Below are 25,489 nucleotides of genomic sequence, written 5' to 3' on the forward strand. Positions count from 1 at the left end.
AGTAGATGGTTGTTCAGGCATAAAACTCCTCGGTTTGTAGTCGATTGAAAAAAGGTTTAACGCGCGCTGTCGTGCAGCAGGCGCGTTAAACGAAAAGCAGCGAGAGGTCAAATTATCGCCTTGTTTAAATGATAATGATTATCATTTGGAATGACAAGCTTTTTTATTGCCTGATGGGTTAGGGATAGGGTGAGAAATAACTTCCCTGAATTTTCAGGTATGTGGGGGCGACTTTACTTGTGCCCTTTGGTAGTCTCGCCCAGGGAGACTGAAGTCGCCCCCACATGAACCAGAGATCTGCTGATATTGCGCATTGTGGATTGCGGCGGATTCGATTGAGATATGGCTGTTTGAAGCCAAGCGAATTCGAGCCTGTTCGTCATAGGCCATGCCCCGCGCGGGACATGGCGACGGCCCGGCGCTTGCCGCCCCAGCCGCCGGGGTTTTCGCTGAAGACGCCGGCGCAGCGCTCGCCGCAGAAACGGCAATTGCCCGATGCGTCCAGGTTCCATTCGTCAAGGTCGTACCAGTCGCGGCCTATCAGCAGCGATCCGCAATTGTGGCAATAGGTGCTGCTGGCCGATTTATCGTGCACATTGCCGACATAGGCATAACGCACGCCGTTCTTTAGCGCGATGTTTCGCGCCAGCAATAATGATGTCAATGGCGTATGGGGCTTATCGCGCATCTTCCAGTCAGGATGGAAGGCCGAGAAATGCATCGGCACATCAGGCCCCAGGTTTTCGACGACCCATTGCGCCATCTCTTCCAGCTCGGCTTCCGAGTCATTCTCGCCCGGGATGATCAATGTCGTCAGTTCCAGCCAGACCGACGTTTCGTGCTTAATATATTTGAGCGTTTCCAGTACCGGTTCCAGATGGCCGCCGGTAATCTGATGGTAAAAATGCTCCGTAAACGCTTTCAGGTCGATGTTGGCGGCATCCATCCATTGATAAAATTCGGCGCGGGGCTGTGCGCAGACATAGCCGGACGACACCGCCACCGATTTTATGCCCAGCGCGCGGCAGGACTGAGCGGTATCTATCGCATACTCGTGAAAGATTATCGGATCATTGTAGGTGTAAGCGACGCTGGTACAGCCATGCTCGAGCGCCGCCTGCGCAATCGCGTCCGGCGAGGCCTGGCTCATCAGCGTATCCAGTTCGCGCGATTTGCTGATATCCCAGTTCTGGCAGAACTTGCAGGCCAGATTGCAGCCGGCCGTACCGAAAGACAGGATCGGCGTGCCGGGCAGGAAGTGATTCAGCGGTTTTTTTTCAATCGGATCGATGGCAAAACCGCTGGAGCGGCCGTAGCTGGTCATGACAATTTCATCGTTCAGATTTTGTCTGATAAAGCAGAGGCCGCGCTGTCCCTCGTGCAGCTTGCAGAATCGCGGGCAGATATCGCATTGGACACGGCCATCTTTCAGGCGGTGCCAATGCCGCGTTTTCACCGTATCAGGCGTAATGAAGACAGTCATGAATAGTCTCCTGGAACCATGTCATAAATCGTATGGTCACATTTTGGTAAAAATTGGTTACTAACATTTACGCCAGTTGTATTGATTAATTTTCAGCGCAATAGCTCTGTTTCAACAGTTTTCACGCTAACTCATTCTTCTCCCGGAAAATAACAGGATATCTCATGAATAGGCAACCTGCTGTGGCGGGTACTTTTTACCCAGCCAATCCGCAACAACTTCGCCAAATGCTAGATCGATACTTAAATGAGGCTAAATCCGACGCGAAAGTTCCTAAAGCCATCATCGCGCCGCATGCCGGCTATATCTATTCGGGACCCGTCGCGGCCACCGCTTATGCGCGCTTGAAAAATGCGCGCCATCAGATCCAGAAGGTCGTGCTGATCGGTCCCTCCCATCGTGTTGCCTTTCGAGGACTGGCCGTGAGCCGGGCGCAAACGTTCTCCACGCCGTTGGGCGATATCGCTGTTGACGAGGAGGCGGTGCAGGCGCTGGTCAAGCTGCCTTTTGTCGAATACATTGAACAGGCGCATACCTATGAACACAGTCTGGAGGTGCATCTGCCTTTTCTGCAGGAGATGCTCGACGATTTCAGACTGATCCCCATTGTGGCTGGCGACGCTACGCCGGACCAGGTCAGCCAGGTTATACAGATGTTGTGGGGAGGCAGTGAAACGCTGATTGTGGTCAGCTCGGACCTGAGCCATTTCCATGATTACGCGACCGCTCAACAGTTGGACAAATCGACCAGCGAGGCGATAGAGCATCTGCAATATGAGCATCTCGTTTCTGGATCTGCTTGCGGCAAAGTGCCGGTCAGCGGATTGCTGAAACTGGCGCGGGATAATTCACTCTCAATTAAAACCATCGATTTGCGTAACTCCGGCGATACCGCAGGCGATAAAGACAGAGTTGTAGGTTATGGAGCTTATGTCATTGAATAAAGAACACCACCGCTGGCTGATGGAGCTGGCAAGCAATTCCATTCATCATGGCTTGAAAACAGGCAAGCCGTTGATCATCGATTTAAACGAATACCCGGCCGAACTGGCAGAACAGCGCGCCACGTTTGTGACACTGCACAGGCAGCACCTGTTGCGCGGCTGCATCGGCACGCTGGACGCGATCAGGCCGCTGGCGGTCGATATCGCTGAAAACGCCTTTTCGGCGGCCTTCAGAGATCCCCGGTTTCCGCCGCTGGAGGCCCATGAATTGAGTGATCTGGACATCCATCTTTCCCTTCTGACGCCGGCCGAGCCGATGTCGTTTACTTCGGAGCAGGATCTGCTGCAGCAGTTGCAGGCAGGGGTGGATGGGCTGATCCTGATGGAAGGTCTCCGGCGCGGCACATTTCTGCCTTCGGTATGGGAATCACTGCCGGAACCCGAACAGTTTCTGCGGCATTTGAAACAGAAAGCCGGATTCGCGCCCGACTATTGGTCTGATACCCTCAAGGTATACCGCTACCGCGCCGAAATGATCGCCTGAGTCAGGATTTGGCGCGGCTGATCACAAACACGCCGGCCAGCACAAAAACCGTGCCGGACAGCTGCATGATCGTAATGGGTTCGCCTAAGAATAAGAATGCCAGCACCAGTGTCGCGATCGGGCCGATCATGCTGATAATGGACGCCGAGCCTGCGCCGACTCGCCTGATGCCGGCATTCATGAAAAACGACGGCAATACGGTGGAGAAAACCGCCATCAACAAGGCCTGTTTGTAAACTTCGGCAGGAAAGCCGGTCAGTGCCAGGCCATGACCGACTGAAAAATGCACGATGGTAGCGATGCTGGCGATCGTCATCGTGTAAGCCGTGAAACGCGCGGAGCCGATGCGCCGGCCCATGACGCCGCTGCCCATGGTGAAACAGGCAAAGACCACGGCGCCGGCCAGTACCAGCGACGATCCCAGCCAGATGCCCGCTGATTCCATAGACAGCTGTTCGACAAAAACCATGATCATGCCGGCATAGCTCAAAGCCAGTGCGACCATTTCGCGCAATGAAATGCCTTTTTTGTGCATCAATGCCGAAAACAGCACGACGAAGGTCGGATACAAAAACAGGATGATCCGCTCCAGCCCGGCCGAAATGTACAGCAGGCCGATAAAATCCAGGTAGCTGGCGATGTAATAACCCATCAGGCCCAGCACGGCAATCACGGCCCATTGCTTTTTGGTGAGCGCCTCGGCCGGCGATTTCCTGTTATGCCAGAGTACGACCGCCAGGAAAAACGGCAGCGAAAACAACATGCGCAAAGTCATCAGGCTGATTGCATCAATTTGCCCGCCGGCCGCGTAAGCCAATTTGATAAAAATGGCCTTGGCGGAAAAGCCCAAGGCGCCGAGCAGCACCAGGCCGCAGCCGATGAGCAGGTTGCGCTGCCCGGGCGAGGCGGCGCTCATGATCGCGCTCCCATCGTCTGTTTTTTCAGGCGCGCTATCAGCTGCCTGATGGCCGGTTCCTGCTGTACGATGCTGGCGCAGAGCTGAAACTGCTCGGCCGCGCGCCGAAGATTTTGCCCGGGCTCCGCCACTTTGAAATAACGGTCGCCTTCCAGATGATCGGTAAAAAACCGGATGCCCAGTTCAAAAGGAATCAACTGTATGGCCGGGTACAGATAATCGTAATCGGATTCGGAAAAGAACGCGCCGGCCTCGGCCAGGTAGCTTTCCAGGATAACGGCGCAGCAATCCCTGTCGAACCCGACGGGGTCCGTTGTCTGGCAGCAGGAGCGCAGGCAGTCGCCGATGTCGTAATGCACCAGCCCAGGCTTGACGGTATCCAGGTCGATCAGGCTGACTATCTTTTTGCTGTCCTTGTCGAACAGGAAATTATTGAGCTTGGGATCCCCGTGTATCACGCGCAGAGGCAGCAAACCCTGTTGTTTTGCCGTTTCCAGATCGCCGGCAATATGCCGGAGCCGATCGATGAAATCGGCGCAATAGCGGCTTTCGGGTTCTGAAAGCCGTGTAGCCGCCAAAACCTGGTCATAGCGGCTCAGGTAGCCCGGCGTAATATGGAAGCCGGGCAGGGTATCGTGTAGCACGCCGGGGTCAAGATCGCTGAGCAGGCGATGGAAATGGCCCAGAGCAAAGCCTGCCTGTTCCGCATCATGTATGCTGCCGATGACTTCCAGGCTTTCCGTATTATCGATAAGGCTCAGCGCCCGCCAGTAATCACCGTTTTTTTCGTAGCAATAGCCATCTTCGGCCGTCGATAAAATGTCCGGGATCTGCAATTTGACTGAGTCCGGCTTTTTCTGCAGGAGATGTTCGTTTAATGCGTGCAGGTTCTCGATAATTTGCTCTGGCTGCGGGAAAACCGCCGTGTTGATGCGCTGCAGGACGAACGGCGATGAATCCGTCGTGACCAGAAACGTGTCATTGATCAGGCCATTGCCCAGCGGTTGTATGGCTATGACGGCTTGGCTTCCGGTGAATTGGCGGGCAACAGGAAACAGCGACTCTAAGTCTGGCATGGCGTTTTTCTAAATCCGATGAAGCGGCTCACAGCCGGTTTTTTCACGTCAGCCATGATCAAGTTTTTATTATGGCTATTATAAGCGGCTTTTTTCAGATATAGACAACTGTCTTCGCCAAGGATGAGACGAAAGGCATCTCCTCTAGGCTTAACCAAGTGTTGCGAAACGCGGCGGTTTGTCAGCTTTATGACACCGTTCAGGACGGGCTTTTGCGCCCGACCATCTGTGCGAAATTGCCGCAGAAGCGTTGGCGCTTAACTTAAAGCGGGCGATAGCGCATCGAAATAGGCGTATCGGTAAATTGGCCTCATTATTGAATGTCATATTGGGCTTGAAGCAATACCGAACCAGGGATAAGGCCTTCCAGGCCGAATAACATTGAGGACACCCATAATGATCAACAACCGAAAAAACGCCGATAGTCTCGCCCTGTTCAGTCAATATATCGCCGAGCAGAAAAACGTGCTGAAAAAACAATACCAGCAAGCTCTCGCCCAGGATCTTTCCCGGCAGCAATGGGACGGCTGTTTTCAGCGCAATGTGCTGGCCGTTTTGGAACAGGCTTACGATGATGCGCTGGCGCAATTACAGAAACTGCCGTTCGATAGCCGCGAGACGCCGGTCAATAGCGGATTATCGGATTTGACCAGACAAGCGCTGGCGGCTTTCGACGGATTCACCGACGATTTTCTGCAGTTTGTCGTCGATAAACATCGCACATCCTGCGCCTTGTCCAATTTTCCCGACGAACACAAACCGGACAAGACCTACGTCAACGAGGTGAAACGGGATATCGCCGGGCTTTGGCGACACTTTGCCTTGAGTGTCAACGCTTATTTTCTGGGCGGGCGGTAGCGCCGTGCGAATGAATTCGCGCCTGCAGCAGGCCGGATTGTTAAATCCGGCATTTAGTTCGGGGCCGCCCATGCCGTGCCTTGTCTTGCTCCCTAAGTCTATGTCGCAAACTCTACAGTTGAGGCCGTCATTGTGGCAGTGTTTGCATGAACCTGGAGCCGTTGATAGGTGTGGGCAAGCTATCTGACTAATATTTAAGATAAAAAATGGCTTACCTGAGTCTGGAGCGGAATTTGCTTATTTTTGCAGTAACGGCAATACCGACTTGTCCCGCAATCTCGACCACAGGTGATTTATGAGCAAAATAGGCATTTTTTTCGGAACCGATACCGGCAGCACCCGCCTGGTAGCTAAAAAGATTTTTAGCTTATTGGGCGAGGAACTGGCGGACAAGCCTAAAAACATCAACCGTACCAGCCTGGACGAATTCCTGCAGTACGAGGCATTGATACTCGGCACGCCGAGTTATGGCGTCGGCGATTTGCCGGGGCTGGCCGTCGGCTGCCAGGAACGCAACTGGCAGGAGTTCGTGCCTTATCTGGACGATGCCGATCTGTCCGGCAAACGGGTGGCTTTGTTCGGGCTGGGCAATCAGGAACGTTACGCCTCGCGCTTCGCCAGTTCGCTGATCCAGCTTTACCGGGTGTTTTACGGCTACGGCGCGGATATCGTCGGCTCCTGGAGCACCGAGGGTTATCAGTTCGAGCACTCCGATGCGATAATCGACAATCGGTTTGTCGGCCTGGTGCTGGATCAGCGCACGCAGCCGTTCTTGACCGAGGAGCGGATCAAAACCTGGCTGGCGCAAATCACTCCGCAGCTGCTGCCTGCCCTGCAGGAGACGGCCTAAGGATTCGGTTAAAAATAACTTTCCGATTTGTCGATGAATGTAGGGGCGAATTCATTCGCCCTGGGCGACTAAAGTCGCCCCCACATCTGAAAAAGCCCGTGCCGCCGGTTACTCTGTAGCTGACGGGCTATGCCGCCGGCAGCCTGATCTCCAGGTGCTCGACGACTTTTTTCAAGACTTCTTCGGCGGTCAGGTCGTTGAGCCGAATGGTCTGATCATCGGCGCGGGTTTCGATCAGGTAGGGAAATTCCAGGTCGAGGCCGTAATGCGCTTCGCGCTGGGCATAGCTGTAGACGTAGGCGGCCAGCTCCCGTTGCGTGGGCGGGAATATGATGCGTACCGCCTTTGCATCCAGAAGGTTTTCATCCAGCAGCATGAATCCGTTCGGGCCGACTTCATGCTGCAGCATGATGAGAATGGCTTTGATGGAGGGATCTTTATCCAGACTCCAGATATTTTTTACCGTTTCTTTCATGATTCATTCCCGTAAGCGGGCAGGAGCAACCCAAAGTTTTTACGAATGTTTAAGAGCACAACGGGTGCTATTGAAACAAGGACGAATAACCTTCCTCCATCAATACCTGCTTGACCGCCGGCCGTTTCAGCATGCGCTGGTAATGGGCCAGGCAGTGTTCCGGCAGCTTGATGCCGATACGCGACGCCCAGAATTCACAATAAAAGAGCGCGGCATCGGCGATTGAAAATTCGCCGGCCAAATAGGTCCTGTCCGCCAATTGCTTATTGAGAATGGCAAAGCCCTTTTTGACGATGGTTTCGCCCTGCGCCTTGACCCGTTCCCTGTCGCTCTCGTTAAAGGCGTACTGGTCGGTGGTGAAAATACGGGTAAAGCCCTGCATGTGAAGGGTGCTGACGACATAGTTCATGGTTTCGAGCACCAGGGTATCGCCGTCCACATCGCCGGGCATGAGCCTGGATCTGGGATAGCTGCGGGCCAGCCAGTAGGCGATGGCGCAGAATTCGGTGATGGCCGTGCCGTCGGGCTTGACCAGAGCCGGAATCGTGGATTTTGGATTGATGGCCACGTAATCCGGTTTGAATTGATCGCCGGCCGGTAGGTTGACAATATAGGCCTCGAAGATGAGCTCCAGTTCTTCCATCAGGATATGGATGCCCGTGGAGCAGGAACCGGGGGTCATATAGAGCTTCAGGTTCGACATGGCATCTAGCCCATCAATTTGGCTTTATTGGCATCCATGAATTCGACGGTGACTTTGCTTTCACCGGCCGCTCTGGCGGCCTGTTCGATTTTGCTTTTGGCCATATTGCGAACGAAGGCGGGGATTTTTTCCAGGCGTTTGAGCGCCTCTTCATCCCAGGGCAGTGATTCGTTGTTCATGAGGTTCTCCTTGCTGGATTGGTCAATGTGGTCATGCGACGCCGGACGGTCAGGTAAAAAACGCGCTTGTATTTTTTAGGGTGATCGCCTTTATATTTCTTTTCCATACTCGAACAGTCCCCGTTGCCGGATCATGGCTTTGAAACCTTTCATAACGGGACGGGAAATCATGGTCTCCGCCAGCACGCGTTTTTCATAGATAAAATTTTTCATTTCATCATCGGGATTGTCGCGGGCGCTGGCGATCAACCGATGCATTTCATTTCCCATAAGTTCGCCGGGATGGGCCTTCACCAAGTCATAGAGCCGTGTCATGACGACTTTTTCCTCTGTCTTCATCTTGCATTTGCCGTCGAGGATCTTGAGCATTACCGCGATGGCGCAATCGACATGGCTGGCGGACAGCGGGTTATCGGCCAGCCACCGGGCGACGTAATCCGCCGTCATGGCGCCTCCTCCGCATCTTGATCGGGTAGCCGGCCGGGCCAGGTTTTCATAGTACGGTTCTCATTCATGGTAATCAGTGCAAAGCAAACAGAATGCCAGCCGTAAAGCGGCCGGATTCGAAAGCCCGTCGGCTCCGGCCTGACAGACGCTTTGCCCGAATAACCGTTGAATCGGGCCATGTGATTCGGAAAGCAATTTGTTGTGTTTCATGCATCCCGCGGCCAACGCAACTTTTAATTGTCGCAAATGCTACGGAGCCGGTGAGGGTGTAAAGCATTGCTCTAGTTCACCAATGAAACAACTTTACGGAAGGTCAGATTGATTCGCCCCTGAGCCAGGCTTTTCTCGATGGGCACACTGTGCAGCCAATGGTGCTAGAAATCAGGCTGCATGACCAGCAAGGAACCGCTGCGCAGCAGCAGACGGCCCTGTTCGGATGATTTTTTATGTCGGAATGCAAATTGCCGTTCTGCACCGAAAGTCAATGAAGCAATGAAGGGTTGACTGCCCAGCTCCGGTTCATTATCCGCATGCCAGCCGACATAATCTTCACCATGCCGGTACAGATTAACCAGAACCGAATTGAAGCGGTAATTCAGCAAAACCTCAACCTTTGACCGGATGCCGGATAACAAAGGCGTCCATGGCCGGGTTTGCAGCAGGTTGTTGCTATAGCTGTAGACTATTCCCGGATCGGCATGCCAGGTCTGCAATCTGGGCAGGACAAATTGCCGGCCGGCGACAGTGTATCGGTTGTCAGGCCAATTCTGTTCTTTAAGTAAACGCTGATAAAGCCGTTCGCTCTCGGCGACAGTGTAAAACCCTTCGATAAGCTCGAGTTCGGCGCAGGAAGACAGATTCCCCTCGATCATGCTTGAGATTGTGTCTTGATGTGTGCGGCCAGCGCGCTGTCCATGGTCCTGACGTGCAGTTCGAGCCATTGCGGCAGGCGTTCTCTGACCAGCGAGCGTCCGAATGCGATCAGGCCCTTGTCCACCCGCTTTTTGAATTGCTTGAGTTCGCCCAGAACACGCTGATGTTCCCCTTTGTGCTCGGCCTCCGCCGGAAAAGCCGATTGTTCCATGAGCTGATTTTCCCGATCGAAATGCTGTTCAGTATGGGCGAGCAATTGCTGAAACAATGCCGGGAAATCGCCGTTATCGGCGGCATCGAGTTGATTCAGCAGGGTGATGAATTCATCATGATCGTGATCAATCAGAGCATGTCCAATCAGAAGAAAACCGTTTTTTTCGATGAGGGCCATATTTACCTTCGCTTTCCAGAATTCAGGGTGTGTTCCTGTTTCTGGAAAGCAGGGTTTATGCCAGCTTAAGTTGGCATGGTTTGTCACTGCCATCTGCACGATAACAGATAACGGCGCTTGCTGAATGACTGCCTGATCCTACCGCTCAGCAATCTGCCCTTAATTAGGCGGCTTGCGTAAGTCCCGCTATCAAATCCTTCAGCGCCTTGCCCCTGTGGCTCAGCGAATTCTTGACGCTCGGCGCCAGTTCGGCCGATGCGCAATTCTGCTCCGGCACCCAGAATACCGGATCGTAGCCGAAGCCGTTTTCACCGACGGCATGCGTTAAGATGCGGCCTTCCCAGACGCCTTGGGCGATAATCGGGCAGGGATCATCGGCATGCGCCATGAATACCATGACGCAGATAAAGCGCGCGTTGCGCTGCTGATCGGGCACATCCTGCAATTCGCGCAGCAGTTTTTCGATGTTGTCCTGATCGCTGGCGCCGATGCCTGCATATCGGGCCGAGAAAACGCCGGGCGCACCGTCGAGAGCATCGACGACCAGACCGGAATCGTCGGCAATGGCCGGCAGCTGGCTCTGGCGCGCCGCATTTCGGGCTTTCAGTATCGCATTTTCCACAAAGGTGAGGCCGGTTTCCTCGCACTCGATAATATTGAATGCGGATTGCGGAACAATCGTGTAGCCGGCAAGCAAGGCCTGGATTTCCCGGATCTTGCCGGCATTGCTGCTGGCAAGCACGATTTGTCGTGATGGGTTCAAGCTCATGTAAAGTCTTCTATTGCTTCGCGCTGTTTTTTGATCAACTGCCTGATGCCGTAACCGGCCAGTTCCAGCATCGCGTCCAGTTCGTCCTTCCTGAAAGCATGGCCCTCGGCCGTACCCTGCACTTCAATAAAAGCGGCGGCATCGTTCATGACGACATTCATATCGGTTTCGGCGTTGCTGTCCTCGGCATAATCCAGATCCAGCACAGGCACGCCATTGTAGATGCCGACAGAGACGGAAGCGACCTGCCCGTGCAGCGGATTAACTTTTATTTGCCTGCGTTTGAGCATTTTCTGCACGGCCAGCGATAAGGCGACGAAGCCGCCCGTGATCGATGCCGTGCGCGTGCCGCCGTCCGCCTGCAGCACATCGCAGTCTATGGTGATGGTGTTTTCGCCCAAGGCTCTCAAATCCACTGCCGCGCGCAGTGAGCGGCCGATCAGGCGCTGAATTTCCAGCGTGCGGCCGCCTTGTCTGCCGCTGCTGGCTTCCCGTCCTATGCGGCTGTGCGTCGAGCGCGGCAGCATGCCGTATTCCGCGGTCACCCAGCCTTCGCCCTTGCCTTTCAGAAAACGCGGCACATGGTTTTCGACACTGGCCGTGCACAGCACGCGCGTGTCGCCAAATTCAACCAGAACAGATCCTTCCGCATGTTTTGTAAAGCCGCAGGTGAATTTTATGTCTCGCAGTTGATCCGGGTTACGTCCGCTAGGTCTCATTATCTGTTCCACTAAAATAAAACCGCACAGTATACCCGAATGCAGGACGTACGGGGCCAATTTATAGGCATGAAGCGCGCGTTCATTTTCCCGCAGCAAGCGCCTGCTGCAGCTGGGCAACCGATTGCGGGCGCTGTTCCGGCCACACTTCCATGGCCCAGTCTATTGCTTTCAACAGCGGTTCCGGAAATTTGTTTTTAAAGGCTTTAACAGCGGGCACGAGGGCATCCTGATGCACTCTATCCGTTGCAGGAATCAATGGCTTATATTCAAGACAGGCGCGCATGCTGGCGCCCACGGCATAAATATCCGTCCAGGGGCCTAAAGGCGCGCTCAGATCATGCTGTTCTATCGGAGAGAAACCTTTAGTCAGCACCTTGCCTTGCTTGCTCAATCGTTTGAGTGGATAACTCTGGATGGCGCCGAAATCGAGCAGCAATGCATCATTGCCGGGGCGCACAAGAATATTGGCGGGCTTGATGTCCAGGTGGAGCAAATGATGCTCATGCATGTGGTTGATGCCGTTCAGCAGTGAAGTGAATAAAGCCAGCAGGAATTTTTCGGTAACAGGCTGGGCTTTATGTTTCAGGAACTTATTGAGCGTCAGGCCATAGTCATAAGTCATGACCATGTAAACCGTGGCGTTGGCTTCAAAAAAATTGATGACCTCAACGATATTGGGATGCTTCAGCTTCGCCAGAACCTTGGCTTCTTCAAAGAACAAGGCTCGGCCGCGCCGGAACAAGGGCTGGGCTTCTTCATTGTTGGCGACGACCATGTTGTTCCAGGTTCTATGCGCCAGCTTGCGCGGCAGATATTCCTTGATCGCCACCTGAACCTGATCGCTGATTTGCCTGGCCAGATAGACCGAGCTGAATCCGCCGTGCGCCAATTCCCGCTCGATTATATACTGGTCTATAATAGTGCCGGTTTGAAGATAGTTCCACTGCTTCGGATAGGTGTCGGGGTCGTAGTATTCGGCCATTGCAAAAATTCTATCGGGCTAAGACCCTGCAAGTATAGGTGAAAAATGATTAGAAGTATGACCGCTTTTGCCGGTAATGAAGCAGAAATCGGCAACCTGACCCTCAGCTGTGAATTGCGCACGGTCAATCACCGCTACTGCGATATCACATTCAAATTGCCGGATCGCTTGCGCTTTATCGAGTCTGATCTGCGCGCGCTCATCGCGGCCAAAATCAAGCGCGGCAAGGTGGAATGTATCATAAATTGCAAAAAACAGGCTAAAGAGGGTCAAACTCTTATGATTAACCGCGATGCTGTCGCGGCATTGCTGGCGGCCGCCAATGAAATCGAACAGCAGATGATGGCCCCGCTGTCATTCTCGGCACTGGATGTGCTGGCTTTTCCCGGCGTACAGCAAGAGTCCGACAATGACAGGGAGCAGCTTAAGCTAGGCGTATCGTCGCTGGTCGATCAGACACTGAACCAATTGCTGGAAGTCAGGGAGCGGGAAGGCGCCCAGCTCGGCGAACTGATCGCGGAGCGCTGCCTGAAAATGCAGGAATTTGTCGTTGCGGCCGGCAAACGCTTGCCGGAAGTTCTGGCTCAGCTTCGCAACAAGTTGAAAGACCGGATCACTGAACTGGTCGCCGAGCCCGACTTCGATCGCCTGGAACAGGAACTGGTGTTTCTGGCGCAAAAACTGGATATCTCCGAGGAACTGGACCGGCTGGAAACCCATATTGCCGAAGTGCTGAGGGTGCTCAAGCAAAAAGAGCCCGTCGGCAGGCGACTGGACTTTCTGATGCAGGAATTAAACCGCGAGGCCAATACCCTGGGGTCCAAATCGGCCGACAAGGAAATGACGCAGATCGCCATCGAGTTGAAAGTGCTGATTGAGCAGATGCGCGAGCAGATACAGAATGTTGAATAAGGCGCCCTGAGTTTTGCGCATCAGTCCAATATCCTTATTAATAAAAAATACCATGAATCACGGAAAACTTTACATTATTTCCGCACCATCCGGAGCCGGCAAAACCAGCCTGGTCAGGCAACTGATCGCCGATCTCGACAGTCTGACCGTATCGATTTCTCACACGACGCGCCCCATGCGCCCCGGTGAGGAACATGGCCGGGATTACTACTTTGTTCCGGTGGCGGAATTTCAGGCCATGCTGGAGCGGCAGGCATTTCTTGAACATGCCCAGGTGTTTGACAACTTCTACGGCACCGCGCGGCAAACCGTGGAGGAAAACCTGAGCCAAGGCCTGGATGTGATTCTGGAAATCGACTGGCAGGGCGCCCAGCAGATAAAAAAACTGCTGCCGGACAGCCTGTCCATTTTCATTCTGCCGCCTTCAACCGATATTCTGCAGCAGCGCCTTCGAAGCCGCGGCCAGGACGATGAGCAGATCATCGCCCGCCGCATGCGCGATGCCGTTGCCGAAATAAGCCATTATGATGAGTTTGATTATCTGATCGTCAATGACGTATTTGAGCAGGCGCTGGCGGAATTAAAAAGCATCCTGATCGCCAACCGGTTGACGAGGCAACGGCAACAGCATCATCTGGAGCCGTTATTAAAAGCGCTGCTCTCCCAATAAAGCCGGGAGCCAGAATAAGGCTCAGTCAAGTTTTCTGTGAAAGCTTTTTTGGCCGCTGAATAGATGTGAAATATTTTCAATCATTTCCAGATGAGAGCGCCTGCGGTCCGCATGGCGCCTGTCCTTGACCGTTTGCTGGGCATCGGCTCTGCGATCATTGTGCCAATTCCGGTGATGGAATTCATCGATGGCGGTATGCTTGCCCTTAAATGGCTTTCTGTTGAGCTTTTTGATGACCCTTACCGCTACGGCATCAGGTTCTATTCTTACCAAGGCATGAAATTCAGTCAGATTTAACTGGATGTCTCTTTGGCCTTTAATCTGAATGGATTCTATTTCGCCGCTTTTGCTGAGAAAGCCGCCTTTGACGGCCGGCCAGATAAACTCTTCTATTTCTTTAGTCTGGGTATTGGCCGGTATGTTTTTTAAGATAATGATCATTACGTAAACTTCTTCATTTGGATGCCGCTAGGAAAAACTGCCTGGCGCCGGCTATGCTTTGCAATTGCCGAGACTTAAACTGGCCCTGATAATAAAGCCTAAAGAGTTATTATCCGGCGCATCAGCAATAATTTCTACATTATAAACAGTAAGTTTTATGTTATTGAACATGATGCGAGCGCCTGCGCCGGATAAAGCCCGGCACAGGCGTCCGGTTAGATAAAGCCGTTTTCAATGACCGGCAAGACCCAGTAATGAATGCCCGAGCCCTCGAACTCCTGCCTCAACTGCGCCAATAGTACCGGCAACCCCTGCTCCGGCACATACATCTGAAAGCGGATTTTTTTCTGCCGGCCCGTTACCTGCTCAAGCAACGACAGTCCCTCGTTTCTATGGTCATGCGAGTTGACAATGAAACTGCTGAAGCCGTGTTCCGATTCCAGAACCAAAAGATTGTCGACGACCGCCTCTTCAAGATCGGGCGGAACATTCAAGGTCACCAAGTATTCTTTACCGTTGTTCATGGTTTGACTCCGTCGGTCATCGAATTCATCTCTGTCTGCAGAGTAGGTGCTTGACCGAATAATTTAAATAGAATAGGCAGCAGAAACAGCGTCAGGAACGTCGATGAAACCAGACCGCCGATCACAACGATAGCCAGCGGGCGCTGAATCTCCGAGCCCGGGCCGGTCGCGAACAGCAGCGGAATCAGGCCGAAGGCTGCGATGCTGGCCGTCATCAGTACGGGCCGCAAGCGGCGCATGGAGCCGACGACCACGACCTGCGCCATGGCCATGCCGGTCGCGCGCAGCTGGTTGAAATAGCTGACCATGACCACGCCGTTCAATACCGCGATGCCCAGCAGGGCGATAAAGCCGACCGAAGCCGGCACCGACAGATATTCGCCGGATAGCCACAAGGCGAAAACGCCGCCCACCATGGCCAGCGGAATATTCGACAGGACCAGCGCGGCCTGGCGCACCGAGCCGAAGGTTGAGAACAGCAGCAAAAAGATCAGGCCCAGCGACACCGGGATCACGACCGAGAGCGTCGCGGCGGCGCGTTGCTGATTCTCGAACTGGCCGCCGAATTCAACGAAATAGCCGGTCGGCAAATCGACCTTGTCCTTGACCGCCTGACGCGCTTCATCGACAAAACCGACCAGATCGCGATCCTGCACATTGCTGCTGATCACGACAAAACGCTGGCCTCGTTCGCGCTCTACCGACACCACGCCTTCGACTTTTTCCAGGCGCGCGACGGTCGTGATCGGCACATGGCCGCCATCGGGCAGAGTCACCTGCAGGTTTTCAAAGTTGGTGGTATTGCTGCCGCCGCGGATAATCAGCGGCGTGCGTCTGATGCCTTCCTGCACGACGCCCAGTTTCAGACCTTCGATCTGCGAGCGCAGCATCGTCTCGATGCTGTCGCTGTCCAGGCCCAGTCGTCCGGCCGCCGTTTTGTCGATCGTTACCTGCAGAAACTGCATGCCTTCGTTCTGCTTCGTGAACACATCGCTGGAGCCCTTGATGTCTCTCAGAACCCCGGCGATCTGCGCCGCTTTCTCATTCAGTACGTTCAGCTCCGGGCCGAACAGCTTGACCGCGACATCGCCGCGCGTACCGGTCAGCATTTCCGAGACACGCATCTCGATCGGCTGCGTGAATTTAAAGGCAATGCCCGGCGTGGCGGCCATGACCCGCCGGATCTGCTCGATCAGCGCTTCCTTGCTGCGCATGCGCCACTCTTCCTTGGGTTTCAGGATCAGGAAGGTATCGGTATCATTCAAACCCATCGGGTCCAGGCCCAGCTCATCGGTACCGACGCGCGAGACGGCATCGACCACTTCAGGAATATTCTTGAGCAGGTTTTTCTGCACCTGCACGTCCAAGGCGACCGAATCCGCCAGCGTAATCGACGGCAGTTTTTCCAGCTGTACGATAATGTCGCCTTCGTCCATGGTCGGCATGAACGTACTGCCGATCTGCGTGAAGGCCGCCGCGGTCAGGACCAGCAGGATGCCGACGCCGGTAAAGACTTTCTTGCTGTTGGCGATGCACCACAGCAGGGCCGGCTGGTACAGCCTCAGCAGTTGCCGGGGCAGCCAGGGCTCTTCGTGGGACACTTTCTTCAGCAGATACGAAGACAGCACCGGGATCACCGACAGGGACAGCAGCAGCGAGCCGCTGAGCGCAAACACGATGGTTAAGGCCACCGGCGTGAACAGCTTGCCTTCCAGGCCCTGCAAGGTCAGCAGCGGCAGAAACACGATGATGATGATCAGGATGCCCGAAGTCACGGGCACGGATACTTCACGCACGGCGCGGTAGATCACATGCAGACGCGGCAGGCGCTGGGCCTTTTCCGTGTGCGCCATGTGCGTGATGATGTTTTCCACCACGACCACGGCTCCATCGACGAGCATGCCGATCGCGATGGCCAGGCCGCCGAGGCTCATCAAGTTGGCCGACATGTCCATCTGCTGCATCAGGATGAAGGTCACGAGGGCCGCCAGCGGCAGGATCAAGGCAACGGTCAGCGCGGCGCGCAGGTTGCCTAGAAACAGGATCAGCAGGACCACGACCAGCACAATCGCTTCCAGCAAGGCATGCTGAACCGTATCGACGGCTTTATTGACCAGATTGCTGCGGTTATAGAAAACCGTGGCCTTGACGCCGGGCGGAAAGCCGGCTTTAAGCTCGTCCATTTTCTTCTCTATGCCCTCGATGGTCTGGCGGGCATTGGCGCCGCGCAAACTGAGCACCAGGCCGGTGATCGATTCCCCTTTGCCGTTCTTGCTGACCGCGCCGTAGCGGGTTAAGGCCCCGATCTGGATATCGGCGACATCGCTGACTTTGATCGGCGCGCCGTTTTTGTTATCGACCACGATGGCGGCGACATCGTCCAGGGTCTTGATGCGGCCCTCGGCCCGCACGATCAGCGCCTCTTCGCCTTCGGTCAGACGCCCGGCGCCGTCATTGCGGTTGTTGCTTTCCAGCGCTGTTATCAGCTTGTCGATATCGATGCCGCGCGCCGCCATGCGGACGTTGTCCGGTATCACTTCGAAGCTTCTGACCAGTCCGCCCAGCGCGTTGACGTCAGCCACGCCGGGCACGGTGCGCAGGGCAGGGCGGATGACCCAGTCCAGCAGGTTGCGACGCTCCATCAGGCTCAGATCGCCGCCTTCGATCGAAAACATGTACATCTCGCCGAGCGGCGTCGTCATCGGCGCAATGCCGCCATCGATGCCGGCCGGCAGGTCGCTCCACATCGTGTTCAGGCGTTCGGCGATCTGCTGGCGCGCCCAATAAATGTCGGTGCCTTCTTCGAAATCGACCGTGATATCGGTCAATGCATATTTGGCAATCGAACGCAGCATGGTCTGATGCGGAATGCCCAGCAATTCGACCTCTATCGGCGCCGTAATGCGAGCCTCGACCTCTTCCGGCGTCATGCCCGCCGCTTTTACGATAATCTTGACTTGGGTCGGCGAGACTTCCGGAAAGGCATCGATAGGAATGTTTTTAAAGGCATAATAGCCGCCGCCCGCAAGCAGCGCTATGACAATCAGCATCAACAGGCGCTGGCTCAGCGCAAAGCGAATCAAACCACCCATTACTCATCGCCCCCAAGCCCCAGCCAGTTGGCTTTCAGCGCCACCGCGCCCGTGACGGCGATATCTTCAGCGCCGGTCAGTTCGCCGGTAATGATCGAATCGCTGTCCTGCTTGCCGATAACGGTGATCGGCTTGACCAGAAAACCCTGGTCCGTGCGGATAAAGATATAAGCCTTGCCTTCATGCTGAGCGATGGCCGCGTTAGGGACTTTGAATGCCGCCGTCTTGTCGCTGCCATGAATAATCCGCGTATTGACTTTTTGCCCGACGCGTACGGCTGCTGGTATGCCTTTGATGACGGCTCTGGCCAGCAATGTCTGGTTTTCCGGGTTGACGCTTTGGCCGAGCAGGCTGATGTGCGCAGTGACATCGGTATTTTCGATCGTCACCTGATCACCGACATTAATGTCGCCTATACGCTCCTGAGGGATATTGATTTCCAGCCAGAGCTCGCTCAGATCGGCAATGCGGTACAGCGGCGCCAGACTGTCTATACGCTGGCCGGCAGAGGCCATACGCTCAAGCACGACGCCTGACAAGGGCGCGCGCAACGTCAGTAGACTGCTTAAGCGCTGAGTTTTTGCCAAACGCTGGATTTCTGGTTTTGACATGCCGGCCATTTCCAGCAATTGCCGGGTTTCGTTCGCTTCGGTCAGATAAAGCTGATACTGGCTGCGCGTTTCCTGCGAGCGCTTGTCTGATATGACACCTTCTTCCAGCAGCTTTTTATCCCGGTTATAAACAGCCTGGCCTAAGTTCAGTTCATTGACGGCTTTAAGATATTGCTGCTGAAGGGCCAACAGGTCCTGGCTATGAAGTTCAGCCAGTGCCTGGCCTTTTTGGACTTTATCGCCGACCGCTGCATACAATTTATTGACCAAACCGGCCTGCGTGGTGCTGACGACGTATTCGTTCGTAGGCGGGACCACTATTTTGGCTGGCGCATACAGGACCGGGACCTGGCTGGCCTGTTCCGGTTTGCCTAATTTGATGCCCAGACTGTCAATCTGGGGCTGGTTTATTTGAATGACACTGTCTGCCGCCTGGACGCTGACACCAACCAGGCTCAACAGTAATAATAAGATGACTCTCATGGTGTAACTCCGACGGATTGGTTGTACATCGCCTTATCGCGCTCCAGTATGACTGAACGTTCTTTGGCATTCAGGATGGCTTGCTGAGCTCTGGATTGGATCTTCAGCAAATCGAGCAGGTTGATTTCGCCCAGCGAAAAGCTCAACTCCGTCATTTTTAAATGCTCTACGGCCGCCTGCTTTAAATTTTCAGCAATAGTCAGCTCGGCCCGATTGACTTCCAGGTTATGCTCGGCTTCATGGTGGGTCTGATCAAGATCTCTACGGAGCTGCTCGCGTTCGGCTACCAATCTGTTCAGCTCGACATTGGCTGCCGCCACTCGTGGAGCGAGATGTGCTTGACCTCCAAACGGCACGGTCACACTGATGTTGAAGCTTTCGGTCTTGTTACTGCGTTCGTCAGGGCCATGATCGGTGTTGATGCCGACCGCAACGTCGGGTTGGCCCGATCCTACTGCTCTGATGGCCTCGACTTCGGCCTGCATACGTGCGATCAGGTCATTAATGGCAACCAAGTCTGGATGATTCTGCTGGACTTCGGCTATATCGGCCAGGGTTTCACGGTAATTGCCAGGCACTTTCGTCATTTGCGTGATGGTGGAGTAGCGTTTGCGCGCATGCATGACTTCGGCCTCTGCCAGCGTCAGCACGGCGCGTTTTTGCAGCAATTCGGTCTGCGCCAGCAATAAATCCGCGCGCGGCAGGTCGCCTAGCTCGACGCGACGCTCAACCTTGGCCAGCAATTGTTCAAATACATGGACCTCGTTGTGTGCCTGATCAAGACGGATTTGTTGCAGTTCCATGTCCCACAATGCCATTCTGACCAGTCCCGCCACGCGTAATTTAATGGCAGCTGATTGGGTATGCGCACTGATTTCGGCTTGTTTCGCGACGGCCTTCTCGGCATCGCGCTGACCGAAGTTCCACAGCGGTGCTTTAACGCTGGCATCGCCATAATGCAATGTACCGCTGGTAGCTTCCTGAAAGAACAGGCCGACGCTGGGCGCACCGGCAAACCAGCTCTTGCTGCGTTGCTCAAGGGCAGCGGATTCTTCTTCCAACGCTTTGAGCCAGGCGTTGTCAGGATGTTTTTCCAGCGTCAAATCGATGACTTGAGCCAGACTCATGCTGACATCGGTTTCAATCGGATCGCGATGGTCCACAGTAACAGTAGGCAGCGCATCGGCAAAAACCAGCGAAGTGGCCAGCAGATACGCAGGTAAACACCCTTTAATAAGATTAAGGGCAAACATAGTAAAGCTCCGTTAGCGGATGAGTACCGCTTGTAGTTTTTTAAATTTAGAGAATAGTTCTGCGACAGAACTTAAAAAACAATGGAGATCAGGAGACGGGAGGCGCGCGCGGCGAAAGCGATGGGATGAATAACCGGCAGACAAACGGCGACGGTTGCGGAGAAAAGTTGATATCGAAGGCCGAAATCGGCGCATTGGAAATGGCTATCTCCTGGTGCAGATAATAGCCGTGGTCGGCGGTGTCCGTATCGGTATCGGCCTGAGCCTGATTGTGCTTGATGCCGGCATCGACGCTGATGATCAGCGCTTCGGAACCGGCGATATGGTTTGTCGGTTGAGACAGAAAGGCATGCTGTTCTGCCGTATACATCTCAAGGCCGGGCACATGCAGTCCTTTGTTCGACAGGTTCTCACCGGCATGCGCATGCACCAGCGGTGCAATCAATTGCAGCAGGGCCAGAAAGAAAATGAGATAAACGCGCAGTGCTGAGAACATGCTTATAATGCTATGCTAATAAAAAAGAATTCACAACTTGTAATTTGGTTATTCAACCTTATATTAGTTAAACCTCAATTTGATGTTATTTAACATACTTTCCAAAAAATTATGAACAGATATACCGGCATAGTAGCCACTTTATTAATCGGCCTGTCGCTGTCGCTGGGCAGTATCTCTGATGCCGAAGCCAAACGTTTCGGCGGCGGCAGTTCGTTCGGCGGCAGATCCTCATTCAGTCAGCCTTACAAACGTTCTGCTGATGCGCCGGCTCGTTCGGCCACTCAACAGCAGCAAGCCGCCCAACAAAACCAGACGCCCCGGCCGGGCATGGCTAACCGCGGCGGACTGATGGGCCTGCTGGGCGGCCTGGCGCTGGGCGGCCTGCTGGGCTCACTGCTGGCCGGCGGCGCTTTCCAGGGCATCAACTTCCTCGATATCCTGGTGCTGGGCGCTCTGGCATTCATGCTGTACAAGTTCTTCGCAGCCAAAAAAGCGCGCGAACAACAACCTGTTTACGACCGGACCGCCGGCCATTACGACAACAGCGCGTCGGCCTATACGCCGTATCAGGAGCCGCAATCGAGTTCATCGAACCCGGTCGGTTTCGATACCGATATTCTGTTTAAAAAAGACAAGTCAGGCGCTGAACCGGCTGTGCAGAGCTTCCAGCAGGATGCCGACTTTGGTCAGGCTATTGCCGTCCCGGCTGGTTTTGACACGCAGGCGTTTCTGATCGGCGCCAAAACAGCCTTCAAGACGCTGCAAAAAGCCTGGGATGACCGCGACTTGGCCGAAATCAGAGGCCTGACGACCGACAAGGTATTCGCCGAGATTCAGGACCAGCTGAAAGCCTCCAGCGAAGAAAACCGCACCGACGTTCTGAAACTGGACGCGGAATTGCTGGAAGTGCGCGAAGTCGGCTCGGAACTGCAGGCGGTCGTGCTGTTCGACGTGATCATGCGCGAAGATGCCGATGCGCAGGCCAGCCAGATCCGCGAAGTCTGGCATTTCATTAAACCCAAAAACAGCATCCAGCCCACCTGGTATCTGGACGGCATCCAGCAATTGGAAGATTGATTGCTGGCATAGCCAGTAAATCCTGTCGCTCCAGCGTTCTGCTGGAGCGATTTTATGTTATCCCTTCTCGTTGATCTTCCCTTGCCTGGTTCCAGGCCCGCGTCTTACCAGTCATCCAAGTATAAGATGCGGTTCGTGCCTCGGCATTCTATAGCCCTGGATGTAAGGAATTATATCGTCACTTCCCGGTCTGAAATCAAAACTGCATTAGCTGTAGAGGGAGTGAATCATGAGCACCTCGCCTAATCAAGAATTCACTGAGAAAGTGCTGAAGGCTTACTCGGATATCGACAACCCAAGGCTTAAATCCGTCATCTCGATCCTGATCAAACACCTGCACGCCTGTGTTAAAGAGATGAAGGTGACCGACCAGGAATGGGAGTTTGCCTGGGATTTCATGAAAAGAATGGCCGAGAAAACCAGCCCTCTCGGAAATGAATTCCTCTTTTTTGCCGACGTCATGGGCCTGAGTCAGTTGATTGAAATACTCAATCATGGGGAACAGGAACAACCGGTGGGGGTTGCGCTGCTGGGGCCTTTCTTTCGTGCTGACGCCCCTTTCCGCGAACGAGGCGCTTCCATTGCCAGCGACGATGCGCAAGGCGCTCGCGTCCGAATCTCAGGGCGGGTATTCGAATTTGAGAATAACGCGCCCATCGAAGGGGCGATCCTCGATATCTGGCAAGCTGCGGCCAATGGCCTGTATGAGAACCAGGATGAGCAACAGCCGGACTACCATCTGCGCGGCCGTTTCAGAACGGATAAAAACGGGACTTTCGAGCTGATCGCACTGATGCCGACCACTTATCGCATCCCGGACGATGGCCCGGTAGGCGAATTCCTGAAGATCGCCAAACGGCCGCCCATCAGGCCGGCGCACATCCATGTCATCGTGTCGGCGCCTGGCTATGAAACGCTCGTCACGCAAATCTTCGTCAAAGGGGATCCGGACATTGAAGACGATGTCGTTTTTACGGCAAGCCAGAACATGGTCGGCGATTTCAAACCGGAAGGGGATGCCTTTCGTCTCACCTATGATTTTCCGCTTAAGCGAGGTATCTCGACCATGCCGAAAGCACCGATTCCTGCTTAACACGTAAAATGCGTTAAGGAATGGCCTTATTCCAGTTTTCATAGATATGCCGCGCATGGAATTTATCCTGAAAGTTGGAGTGATGCGGTCGAGTTATTTCCGGCAATGGTTGGAAATAACTCGATTGATGCGGTTCGTGCCTCGCTGCATCCTATCAAACTCTCTCAGGTTAAACACTGGATGGACAGTTAATCCTCCGGCCCCGCCGTTTTGAAACGGGCAGCCGCTCCCAAAAGACCGATCACGAAGAAAGCCGTGCCGACAAGGGTAAAACGCAGGTTCGACTCCTGGATGGTCAAATCGTCGGTCGCGTACAGCATGATGATGACGGCGATTGATCCCCAGCCGAGAAAGCGCAATGCCGCGGCTGTAATGAGATCGCTTAAAGTTTCCGATTCGCTTGCCGGCGTATCCATGCGGTAAGCCACGAAACCGCACATGAGCGCCGGCAGGATTCCCCAGCGCATATGATCCAGGAAGCTGTCCAGAAAATCGAAATGCTCCCGGCGGTAAAAAGTCAGCTCGAGAACAAGCACCGATACCATGGTGCTGACAATGAAGCCCATTATCATCATTGCCATATAAAATCCGTAGTATCGATCGGCCTGCTCCCGCTGGCGCCTGAAGGTGAGCGACCTTGAAATGAAGACGAGCGCTATCGGAAGGACATACATCGGAATGGCATAGGCGATCCACCGGAGCGTGGTGTAGCTGAAGTGCGGCAGCGGCTTGTCCGGAAACAGAAAGGCATTATGCAGCAGGACCGAAATCTCCCGGCCCAGGATGACTCCGACAGCGGTGGCAGCCGTAAAAAGCAGAACATATTTATAGGTATGCTTCAGGCGGGCTTCATGGGCTTTGCCGCCGAGCTGCTTCACGGTTGCCCACATGTCATTCTCGCTTGCGCTCCCGAATACGACCAGGGAGGCGAGCAGGCGGCAGAGCAGGCTGGTGAGGTGGTCCAGCTCCTTTATCAGATTGATTGTCTTGGTATAGTGCGGTTCCGCTTTCTTCCAGACCGCCACTTTTTCCGACATCGCGTTATAGGAGATACAGATTTCCCCCCATTTCAGAGACGGTTCGGTGAACAGACGGCGAAAAGACGATTGGTTGGCGTAATCCTGTATCTGGTCGAAAAGCAGGCAATTATGGGCCCATTTATACTCGACCGTGGCGCTGGATTTTTCGAAATCGCCGGGATCGAAGCTCGACACCAGCAGGCGATTGGCGATTTGTGCTTTAAGGCTGTCGTCAACGGCTGACAATCTCGAGTTAATCAGCGCGTTGTAGATCTCAACCGCTTTTGCCGGCGTCGCGAACGCGTCGTGGATGCTGTCCCTCAAAATAAGCAAAGGATTAAACTTGCTTTCCCGCGCCAGCAAAAAAAGAAACAATCCGGCGGCGATCAAAGGGATGATGGTGTTTCCGTCCAGGCCGTTCAGAAGATTCACCAGCTCCCCGGAGCGGAGGTTTTTCACGATCAGCGTCACCAGCGGTTCCAAAGGCAGCCACTGCCAGGTAAGCAGCCAGTAAAGCGCTGTCATAAGGGCGCAGTAAGATGCGGTCCCTATCCAGTAAGTGCTTCTGCGGATAAAGTATTGGGGAAGCGTCGGCTCAGCGCCTAACTGAATCCGGCGTTTCTGGAAGGACTGATAGGCGAGGAATAATACGGCTCCGGTTCCAAGAAGCTGCACCGCAAGGTAAATCAAGTGTTCGACAGTCATCGTGCGTCTGTTCCTACATACTTTTTATAAAATTTCGAATTTAGAAAATGTTAGGCCCGCTTGCTAATAAACGCGCTTATTTAACAATCCCGGCCGTATTTTACGCCAGTTCGGCAAGATCTGGATTGGCATAATGCAAGCGCAACGGGGGGCGTTCCTGCATTTGATATTCAGGCTGAATTTGAAATCAGTTCAAACCGACAAGATGCCCGGCTTCTCTGATTTATTCGCGGCTATTCTGCGTGATATTTTCATGATGATCGGGGGTCATGTATAGAAGGGAAAGACGCTAGCCTTTTTTGCGGATGTTAGCAGAAAAGGCAAGGTCTTTGTAACCGCTATACGGCGCTTATTTTTCTACTCAAGGCCGCGTTTACAAGGTACAGTCCGCTTTTTAGGCAGCTCGCTTAAATTCAAAATGCCAGCCATGCGGAAAATCCGCAATCTGGACCCTATGAGACATAAAAGAGAGGTGCAAATCCATGTCTGAAGCTTTAGCCATTACTCATCTGCTGCAAAATTGTAAGGAATTGGCCGCTTTTTGCAGCCAGAACGGCGGGATCATAAACGAGTCGATCCATTACGAGATCATCGAGCGGCAGCCCGAGAGTCTGTTGATCTATGTGACTTTTCTCGAAAGCATCATGGAAGGCTCCGGTTGTCAGGGCGATCAGAAACCCTGTTATGGCCGTCTGCGGTTGATATTGAATGATCAGGGAGAAATTGCCGGCGTCGAATTGGCCTGATTTTTTAAGGATAAGGAGAGAAGCAACATTGTGTGAAGGCGCGACTTAAGCCGCTTCTACATAAGCGCTGATTTCATCGACAAACCGGAAAATTATTCTTAGAGCCTGTTCAATATCTGCTGAGTATGATAGATAATGAGAGGCATGAGAAA

At 53.9% G+C, this 25,489-nt stretch carries 28 protein-coding genes; 9 read left to right on the top strand and 19 right to left on the bottom strand.

Annotated features, from left to right (window positions below):
- Window positions 1-379: 379 nt before the first annotated feature.
- Window positions 380-1,483 (bottom strand): AmmeMemoRadiSam system radical SAM enzyme, encoded by a 1,104-nt coding sequence (gene amrS / locus IT781_RS18115; protein ID WP_194971584.1) that lies wholly within the window; start codon window positions 1,481-1,483, stop codon window positions 380-382.
- Between the two features lie 164 nt (window positions 1,484-1,647).
- On the opposite strand from amrS, the gene amrB reads away from it, so the two are divergent.
- Both amrB and amrA read left to right on the top strand, forming a co-directional pair.
- The gene (gene amrB / locus IT781_RS18120) at window positions 1,648-2,427 is read left to right on the top strand and encodes an AmmeMemoRadiSam system protein B (protein WP_194971585.1); all 780 of its coding nucleotides are present in this window, start codon (window positions 1,648-1,650) and stop codon (window positions 2,425-2,427) included.
- The gene (gene amrA / locus IT781_RS18125) at window positions 2,414-2,971 is read left to right on the top strand and encodes an AmmeMemoRadiSam system protein A (RefSeq protein WP_194971586.1); all 558 of its coding nucleotides are present in this window, start codon (window positions 2,414-2,416) and stop codon (window positions 2,969-2,971) included. The genes amrB and amrA overlap by 14 nt, the downstream gene beginning before the upstream one ends.
- 1 nt (window position 2,972) lies before the next feature.
- Here amrA and IT781_RS18130 read toward each other — a convergent pair whose 3' ends face one another.
- Both IT781_RS18130 and IT781_RS18135 read right to left on the bottom strand, forming a co-directional pair.
- Window positions 2,973-3,887, bottom strand: a complete 915-nt coding sequence (locus tag IT781_RS18130) for a DMT family transporter (protein ID WP_194971587.1) — start codon at window positions 3,885-3,887, stop codon at window positions 2,973-2,975.
- Complete coding sequence (locus tag IT781_RS18135) at window positions 3,884-4,963, bottom strand: phosphotransferase enzyme family protein (RefSeq protein WP_194971588.1); 1,080 nt, start codon at window positions 4,961-4,963, stop codon at window positions 3,884-3,886. Before IT781_RS18135 ends, IT781_RS18130 begins: the two co-directional genes overlap by 4 nt.
- 396 nt (window positions 4,964-5,359) lie before the next feature.
- Here IT781_RS18135 and IT781_RS18140 point away from each other — a divergent pair, with 396 nt between their 5' ends.
- Window positions 5,360-5,821 carry an amine oxidase gene (locus tag IT781_RS18140; RefSeq protein ID WP_194971589.1) on the top strand — a complete coding sequence of 154 codons (462 nt, stop codon included), beginning with the start codon at window positions 5,360-5,362 and terminating at the stop codon, window positions 5,819-5,821.
- 295 nt (window positions 5,822-6,116) lie between these two features.
- On the top strand, window positions 6,117-6,671 hold the full coding sequence (locus tag IT781_RS18145) for a flavodoxin (RefSeq protein WP_194971590.1): 555 nt from the start codon (window positions 6,117-6,119) through the stop codon (window positions 6,669-6,671).
- 127 nt (window positions 6,672-6,798) lie between these two features.
- On the opposite strand, the gene IT781_RS18150 is transcribed toward IT781_RS18145, so the two are convergent.
- From IT781_RS18150 to IT781_RS18190, 9 genes are all read right to left on the bottom strand, one after another.
- Window positions 6,799-7,146: a hypothetical protein gene (locus tag IT781_RS18150; RefSeq protein WP_194971591.1), complete on the bottom strand. Its 348-nt coding sequence runs from the start codon at window positions 7,144-7,146 to the stop codon at window positions 6,799-6,801.
- A gap of 67 nt (window positions 7,147-7,213) precedes the next feature.
- Window positions 7,214-7,849 carry a glutathione S-transferase family protein gene (locus tag IT781_RS18155; protein ID WP_194971592.1) on the bottom strand — a complete coding sequence of 212 codons (636 nt, stop codon included), beginning with the start codon at window positions 7,847-7,849 and terminating at the stop codon, window positions 7,214-7,216.
- 5 nt (window positions 7,850-7,854) lie between these two features.
- On the bottom strand, window positions 7,855-8,028 hold the full coding sequence (locus IT781_RS18160) for a PCP reductase family protein (RefSeq protein ID WP_194971593.1): 174 nt from the start codon (window positions 8,026-8,028) through the stop codon (window positions 7,855-7,857).
- Window positions 8,029-8,118: 90 nt separating this feature from the next.
- Window positions 8,119-8,475 (bottom strand): hypothetical protein, encoded by a 357-nt coding sequence (locus IT781_RS18165; RefSeq protein WP_194971594.1) that lies wholly within the window; start codon window positions 8,473-8,475, stop codon window positions 8,119-8,121.
- A 374-nt stretch (window positions 8,476-8,849) separates the two neighbouring features.
- On the bottom strand, window positions 8,850-9,347 hold the full coding sequence (locus IT781_RS18170; protein ID WP_228779260.1) for an alpha-ketoglutarate-dependent dioxygenase AlkB: 498 nt from the start codon (window positions 9,345-9,347) through the stop codon (window positions 8,850-8,852).
- Entirely contained in the window at window positions 9,344-9,739 is a 396-nt protein-coding gene (locus tag IT781_RS18175) for a hemerythrin domain-containing protein (RefSeq protein ID WP_194971595.1), read from the bottom strand. Before IT781_RS18175 ends, IT781_RS18170 begins: the two co-directional genes overlap by 4 nt.
- Before the next feature lie 163 nt (window positions 9,740-9,902).
- The gene (rdgB, locus tag IT781_RS18180; RefSeq protein ID WP_194971596.1) at window positions 9,903-10,508 is read right to left on the bottom strand and encodes an RdgB/HAM1 family non-canonical purine NTP pyrophosphatase; all 606 of its coding nucleotides are present in this window, start codon (window positions 10,506-10,508) and stop codon (window positions 9,903-9,905) included.
- Window positions 10,505-11,227 carry a ribonuclease PH gene (gene rph / locus IT781_RS18185; RefSeq protein ID WP_194971597.1) on the bottom strand — a complete coding sequence of 241 codons (723 nt, stop codon included), beginning with the start codon at window positions 11,225-11,227 and terminating at the stop codon, window positions 10,505-10,507. Before rph ends, rdgB begins: the two co-directional genes overlap by 4 nt.
- 82 nt (window positions 11,228-11,309) lie before the next feature.
- Window positions 11,310-12,212 carry a serine/threonine-protein kinase gene (locus tag IT781_RS18190; protein WP_194971598.1) on the bottom strand — a complete coding sequence of 301 codons (903 nt, stop codon included), beginning with the start codon at window positions 12,210-12,212 and terminating at the stop codon, window positions 11,310-11,312.
- Between the two features lie 45 nt (window positions 12,213-12,257).
- On the opposite strand from IT781_RS18190, the gene IT781_RS18195 reads away from it, so the two are divergent.
- A complete protein-coding gene (locus tag IT781_RS18195) occupies window positions 12,258-13,124 on the top strand; it encodes a YicC/YloC family endoribonuclease (RefSeq protein ID WP_194971599.1) in 867 nt (288 codons plus the stop codon).
- A gap of 52 nt (window positions 13,125-13,176) precedes the next feature.
- Window positions 13,177-13,794, top strand: coding sequence for a guanylate kinase (gene gmk, locus IT781_RS18200; protein ID WP_194971600.1), 618 nt, complete (start codon window positions 13,177-13,179; stop codon window positions 13,792-13,794).
- A gap of 21 nt (window positions 13,795-13,815) precedes the next feature.
- On the opposite strand, the gene IT781_RS18205 is transcribed toward gmk, so the two are convergent.
- From IT781_RS18205 to IT781_RS18230, 6 genes are all read right to left on the bottom strand, one after another.
- Entirely contained in the window at window positions 13,816-14,235 is a 420-nt protein-coding gene (locus IT781_RS18205; RefSeq protein ID WP_194971601.1) for an RNA-binding protein, read from the bottom strand.
- 215 nt (window positions 14,236-14,450) lie between these two features.
- Complete coding sequence (locus IT781_RS18210) at window positions 14,451-14,759, bottom strand: DUF3240 family protein (RefSeq protein WP_194971602.1); 309 nt, start codon at window positions 14,757-14,759, stop codon at window positions 14,451-14,453.
- Complete coding sequence (locus tag IT781_RS18215) at window positions 14,756-17,851, bottom strand: efflux RND transporter permease subunit (protein WP_194971603.1); 3,096 nt, start codon at window positions 17,849-17,851, stop codon at window positions 14,756-14,758. The genes IT781_RS18210 and IT781_RS18215 overlap by 4 nt, the downstream gene beginning before the upstream one ends.
- Window positions 17,851-18,945 carry an efflux RND transporter periplasmic adaptor subunit gene (locus IT781_RS18220; RefSeq protein WP_194971604.1) on the bottom strand — a complete coding sequence of 365 codons (1,095 nt, stop codon included), beginning with the start codon at window positions 18,943-18,945 and terminating at the stop codon, window positions 17,851-17,853. The genes IT781_RS18215 and IT781_RS18220 overlap by 1 nt, the downstream gene beginning before the upstream one ends.
- Entirely contained in the window at window positions 18,942-20,198 is a 1,257-nt protein-coding gene (locus IT781_RS18225) for a TolC family protein (protein WP_194971605.1), read from the bottom strand. The genes IT781_RS18220 and IT781_RS18225 overlap by 4 nt, the downstream gene beginning before the upstream one ends.
- Window positions 20,199-20,286: 88 nt before the next feature.
- Window positions 20,287-20,694 carry a hypothetical protein gene (locus IT781_RS18230; RefSeq protein WP_194971606.1) on the bottom strand — a complete coding sequence of 136 codons (408 nt, stop codon included), beginning with the start codon at window positions 20,692-20,694 and terminating at the stop codon, window positions 20,287-20,289.
- Window positions 20,695-20,805: 111 nt separating this feature from the next.
- Between IT781_RS18230 and IT781_RS18235 the strand changes: the two genes are divergently transcribed.
- Both IT781_RS18235 and IT781_RS18240 read left to right on the top strand, forming a co-directional pair.
- Entirely contained in the window at window positions 20,806-21,774 is a 969-nt protein-coding gene (locus IT781_RS18235) for a Tim44 domain-containing protein (protein WP_194971607.1), read from the top strand.
- Window positions 21,775-22,003: 229 nt separating this feature from the next.
- Complete coding sequence (locus tag IT781_RS18240; RefSeq protein WP_194971608.1) at window positions 22,004-22,867, top strand: dioxygenase; 864 nt, start codon at window positions 22,004-22,006, stop codon at window positions 22,865-22,867.
- Window positions 22,868-23,055: 188 nt separating this feature from the next.
- On the opposite strand, the gene IT781_RS18245 is transcribed toward IT781_RS18240, so the two are convergent.
- Entirely contained in the window at window positions 23,056-24,591 is a 1,536-nt protein-coding gene (locus IT781_RS18245; RefSeq protein WP_194971609.1) for a hypothetical protein, read from the bottom strand.
- A gap of 482 nt (window positions 24,592-25,073) precedes the next feature.
- Here IT781_RS18245 and IT781_RS18250 point away from each other — a divergent pair, with 482 nt between their 5' ends.
- Window positions 25,074-25,337 carry a hypothetical protein gene (locus IT781_RS18250; RefSeq protein ID WP_194971610.1) on the top strand — a complete coding sequence of 88 codons (264 nt, stop codon included), beginning with the start codon at window positions 25,074-25,076 and terminating at the stop codon, window positions 25,335-25,337.
- The last annotated feature ends 152 nt before the right edge of the window (window positions 25,338-25,489 follow it).

The organism is Methylobacter sp. BlB1 (assembly GCF_015476545.1).
Taxonomy (GTDB): domain Bacteria; phylum Pseudomonadota; class Gammaproteobacteria; order Methylococcales; family Methylomonadaceae; genus Methylobacter.

Excerpts from the sequence above, each read along its gene's own strand:
- IT781_RS18250 (WP_194971610.1), top strand. The coding sequence starts at position 25,074 with ATGTCTGAAGCTTTAGCCATTACTCATCTGCTGCAAAATTGTAAGGAA.
- IT781_RS18215 (WP_194971603.1), bottom strand. The coding sequence starts at position 17,851 with ATGGGTGGTTTGATTCGCTTTGCGCTGAGCCAGCGCCTGTTGATGCTG.
- IT781_RS18160 (WP_194971593.1), bottom strand. The coding sequence starts at position 8,028 with ATGAACAACGAATCACTGCCCTGGGATGAAGAGGCGCTCAAACGCCTG.
- IT781_RS18240 (WP_194971608.1), top strand. The coding sequence starts at position 22,004 with ATGAGCACCTCGCCTAATCAAGAATTCACTGAGAAAGTGCTGAAGGCT.
- amrB (WP_194971585.1), top strand. The coding sequence starts at position 1,648 with ATGAATAGGCAACCTGCTGTGGCGGGTACTTTTTACCCAGCCAATCCG.
- IT781_RS18205 (WP_194971601.1), bottom strand. The coding sequence starts at position 14,235 with ATGATCATTATCTTAAAAAACATACCGGCCAATACCCAGACTAAAGAA.
- IT781_RS18220 (WP_194971604.1), bottom strand. The coding sequence starts at position 18,945 with ATGAGAGTCATCTTATTATTACTGTTGAGCCTGGTTGGTGTCAGCGTC.
- amrS (WP_194971584.1), bottom strand. The coding sequence starts at position 1,483 with ATGACTGTCTTCATTACGCCTGATACGGTGAAAACGCGGCATTGGCAC.
- IT781_RS18195 (WP_194971599.1), top strand. The coding sequence starts at position 12,258 with ATGATTAGAAGTATGACCGCTTTTGCCGGTAATGAAGCAGAAATCGGC.
- IT781_RS18140 (WP_194971589.1), top strand. The coding sequence starts at position 5,360 with ATGATCAACAACCGAAAAAACGCCGATAGTCTCGCCCTGTTCAGTCAA.
- gmk (WP_194971600.1), top strand. The coding sequence starts at position 13,177 with ATGAATCACGGAAAACTTTACATTATTTCCGCACCATCCGGAGCCGGC.
- IT781_RS18245 (WP_194971609.1), bottom strand. The coding sequence starts at position 24,591 with ATGACTGTCGAACACTTGATTTACCTTGCGGTGCAGCTTCTTGGAACC.
- IT781_RS18230 (WP_194971606.1), bottom strand. The coding sequence starts at position 20,694 with ATGTTCTCAGCACTGCGCGTTTATCTCATTTTCTTTCTGGCCCTGCTG.
- IT781_RS18210 (WP_194971602.1), bottom strand. The coding sequence starts at position 14,759 with ATGAACAACGGTAAAGAATACTTGGTGACCTTGAATGTTCCGCCCGAT.
- IT781_RS18165 (WP_194971594.1), bottom strand. The coding sequence starts at position 8,475 with ATGACGGCGGATTACGTCGCCCGGTGGCTGGCCGATAACCCGCTGTCC.
- IT781_RS18135 (WP_194971588.1), bottom strand. The coding sequence starts at position 4,963 with ATGCCAGACTTAGAGTCGCTGTTTCCTGTTGCCCGCCAATTCACCGGA.
- rph (WP_194971597.1), bottom strand. The coding sequence starts at position 11,227 with ATGAGACCTAGCGGACGTAACCCGGATCAACTGCGAGACATAAAATTC.
- IT781_RS18235 (WP_194971607.1), top strand. The coding sequence starts at position 20,806 with ATGAACAGATATACCGGCATAGTAGCCACTTTATTAATCGGCCTGTCG.
- IT781_RS18145 (WP_194971590.1), top strand. The coding sequence starts at position 6,117 with ATGAGCAAAATAGGCATTTTTTTCGGAACCGATACCGGCAGCACCCGC.
- IT781_RS18225 (WP_194971605.1), bottom strand. The coding sequence starts at position 20,198 with ATGTTTGCCCTTAATCTTATTAAAGGGTGTTTACCTGCGTATCTGCTG.
- rdgB (WP_194971596.1), bottom strand. The coding sequence starts at position 10,508 with ATGAGCTTGAACCCATCACGACAAATCGTGCTTGCCAGCAGCAATGCC.
- IT781_RS18150 (WP_194971591.1), bottom strand. The coding sequence starts at position 7,146 with ATGAAAGAAACGGTAAAAAATATCTGGAGTCTGGATAAAGATCCCTCC.
- IT781_RS18155 (WP_194971592.1), bottom strand. The coding sequence starts at position 7,849 with ATGTCGAACCTGAAGCTCTATATGACCCCCGGTTCCTGCTCCACGGGC.
- IT781_RS18130 (WP_194971587.1), bottom strand. The coding sequence starts at position 3,887 with ATGAGCGCCGCCTCGCCCGGGCAGCGCAACCTGCTCATCGGCTGCGGC.
- IT781_RS18170 (WP_228779260.1), bottom strand. The coding sequence starts at position 9,347 with ATGATCGAGGGGAATCTGTCTTCCTGCGCCGAACTCGAGCTTATCGAA.
- IT781_RS18190 (WP_194971598.1), bottom strand. The coding sequence starts at position 12,212 with ATGGCCGAATACTACGACCCCGACACCTATCCGAAGCAGTGGAACTAT.
- amrA (WP_194971586.1), top strand. The coding sequence starts at position 2,414 with ATGTCATTGAATAAAGAACACCACCGCTGGCTGATGGAGCTGGCAAGC.
- IT781_RS18175 (WP_194971595.1), bottom strand. The coding sequence starts at position 9,739 with ATGGCCCTCATCGAAAAAAACGGTTTTCTTCTGATTGGACATGCTCTG.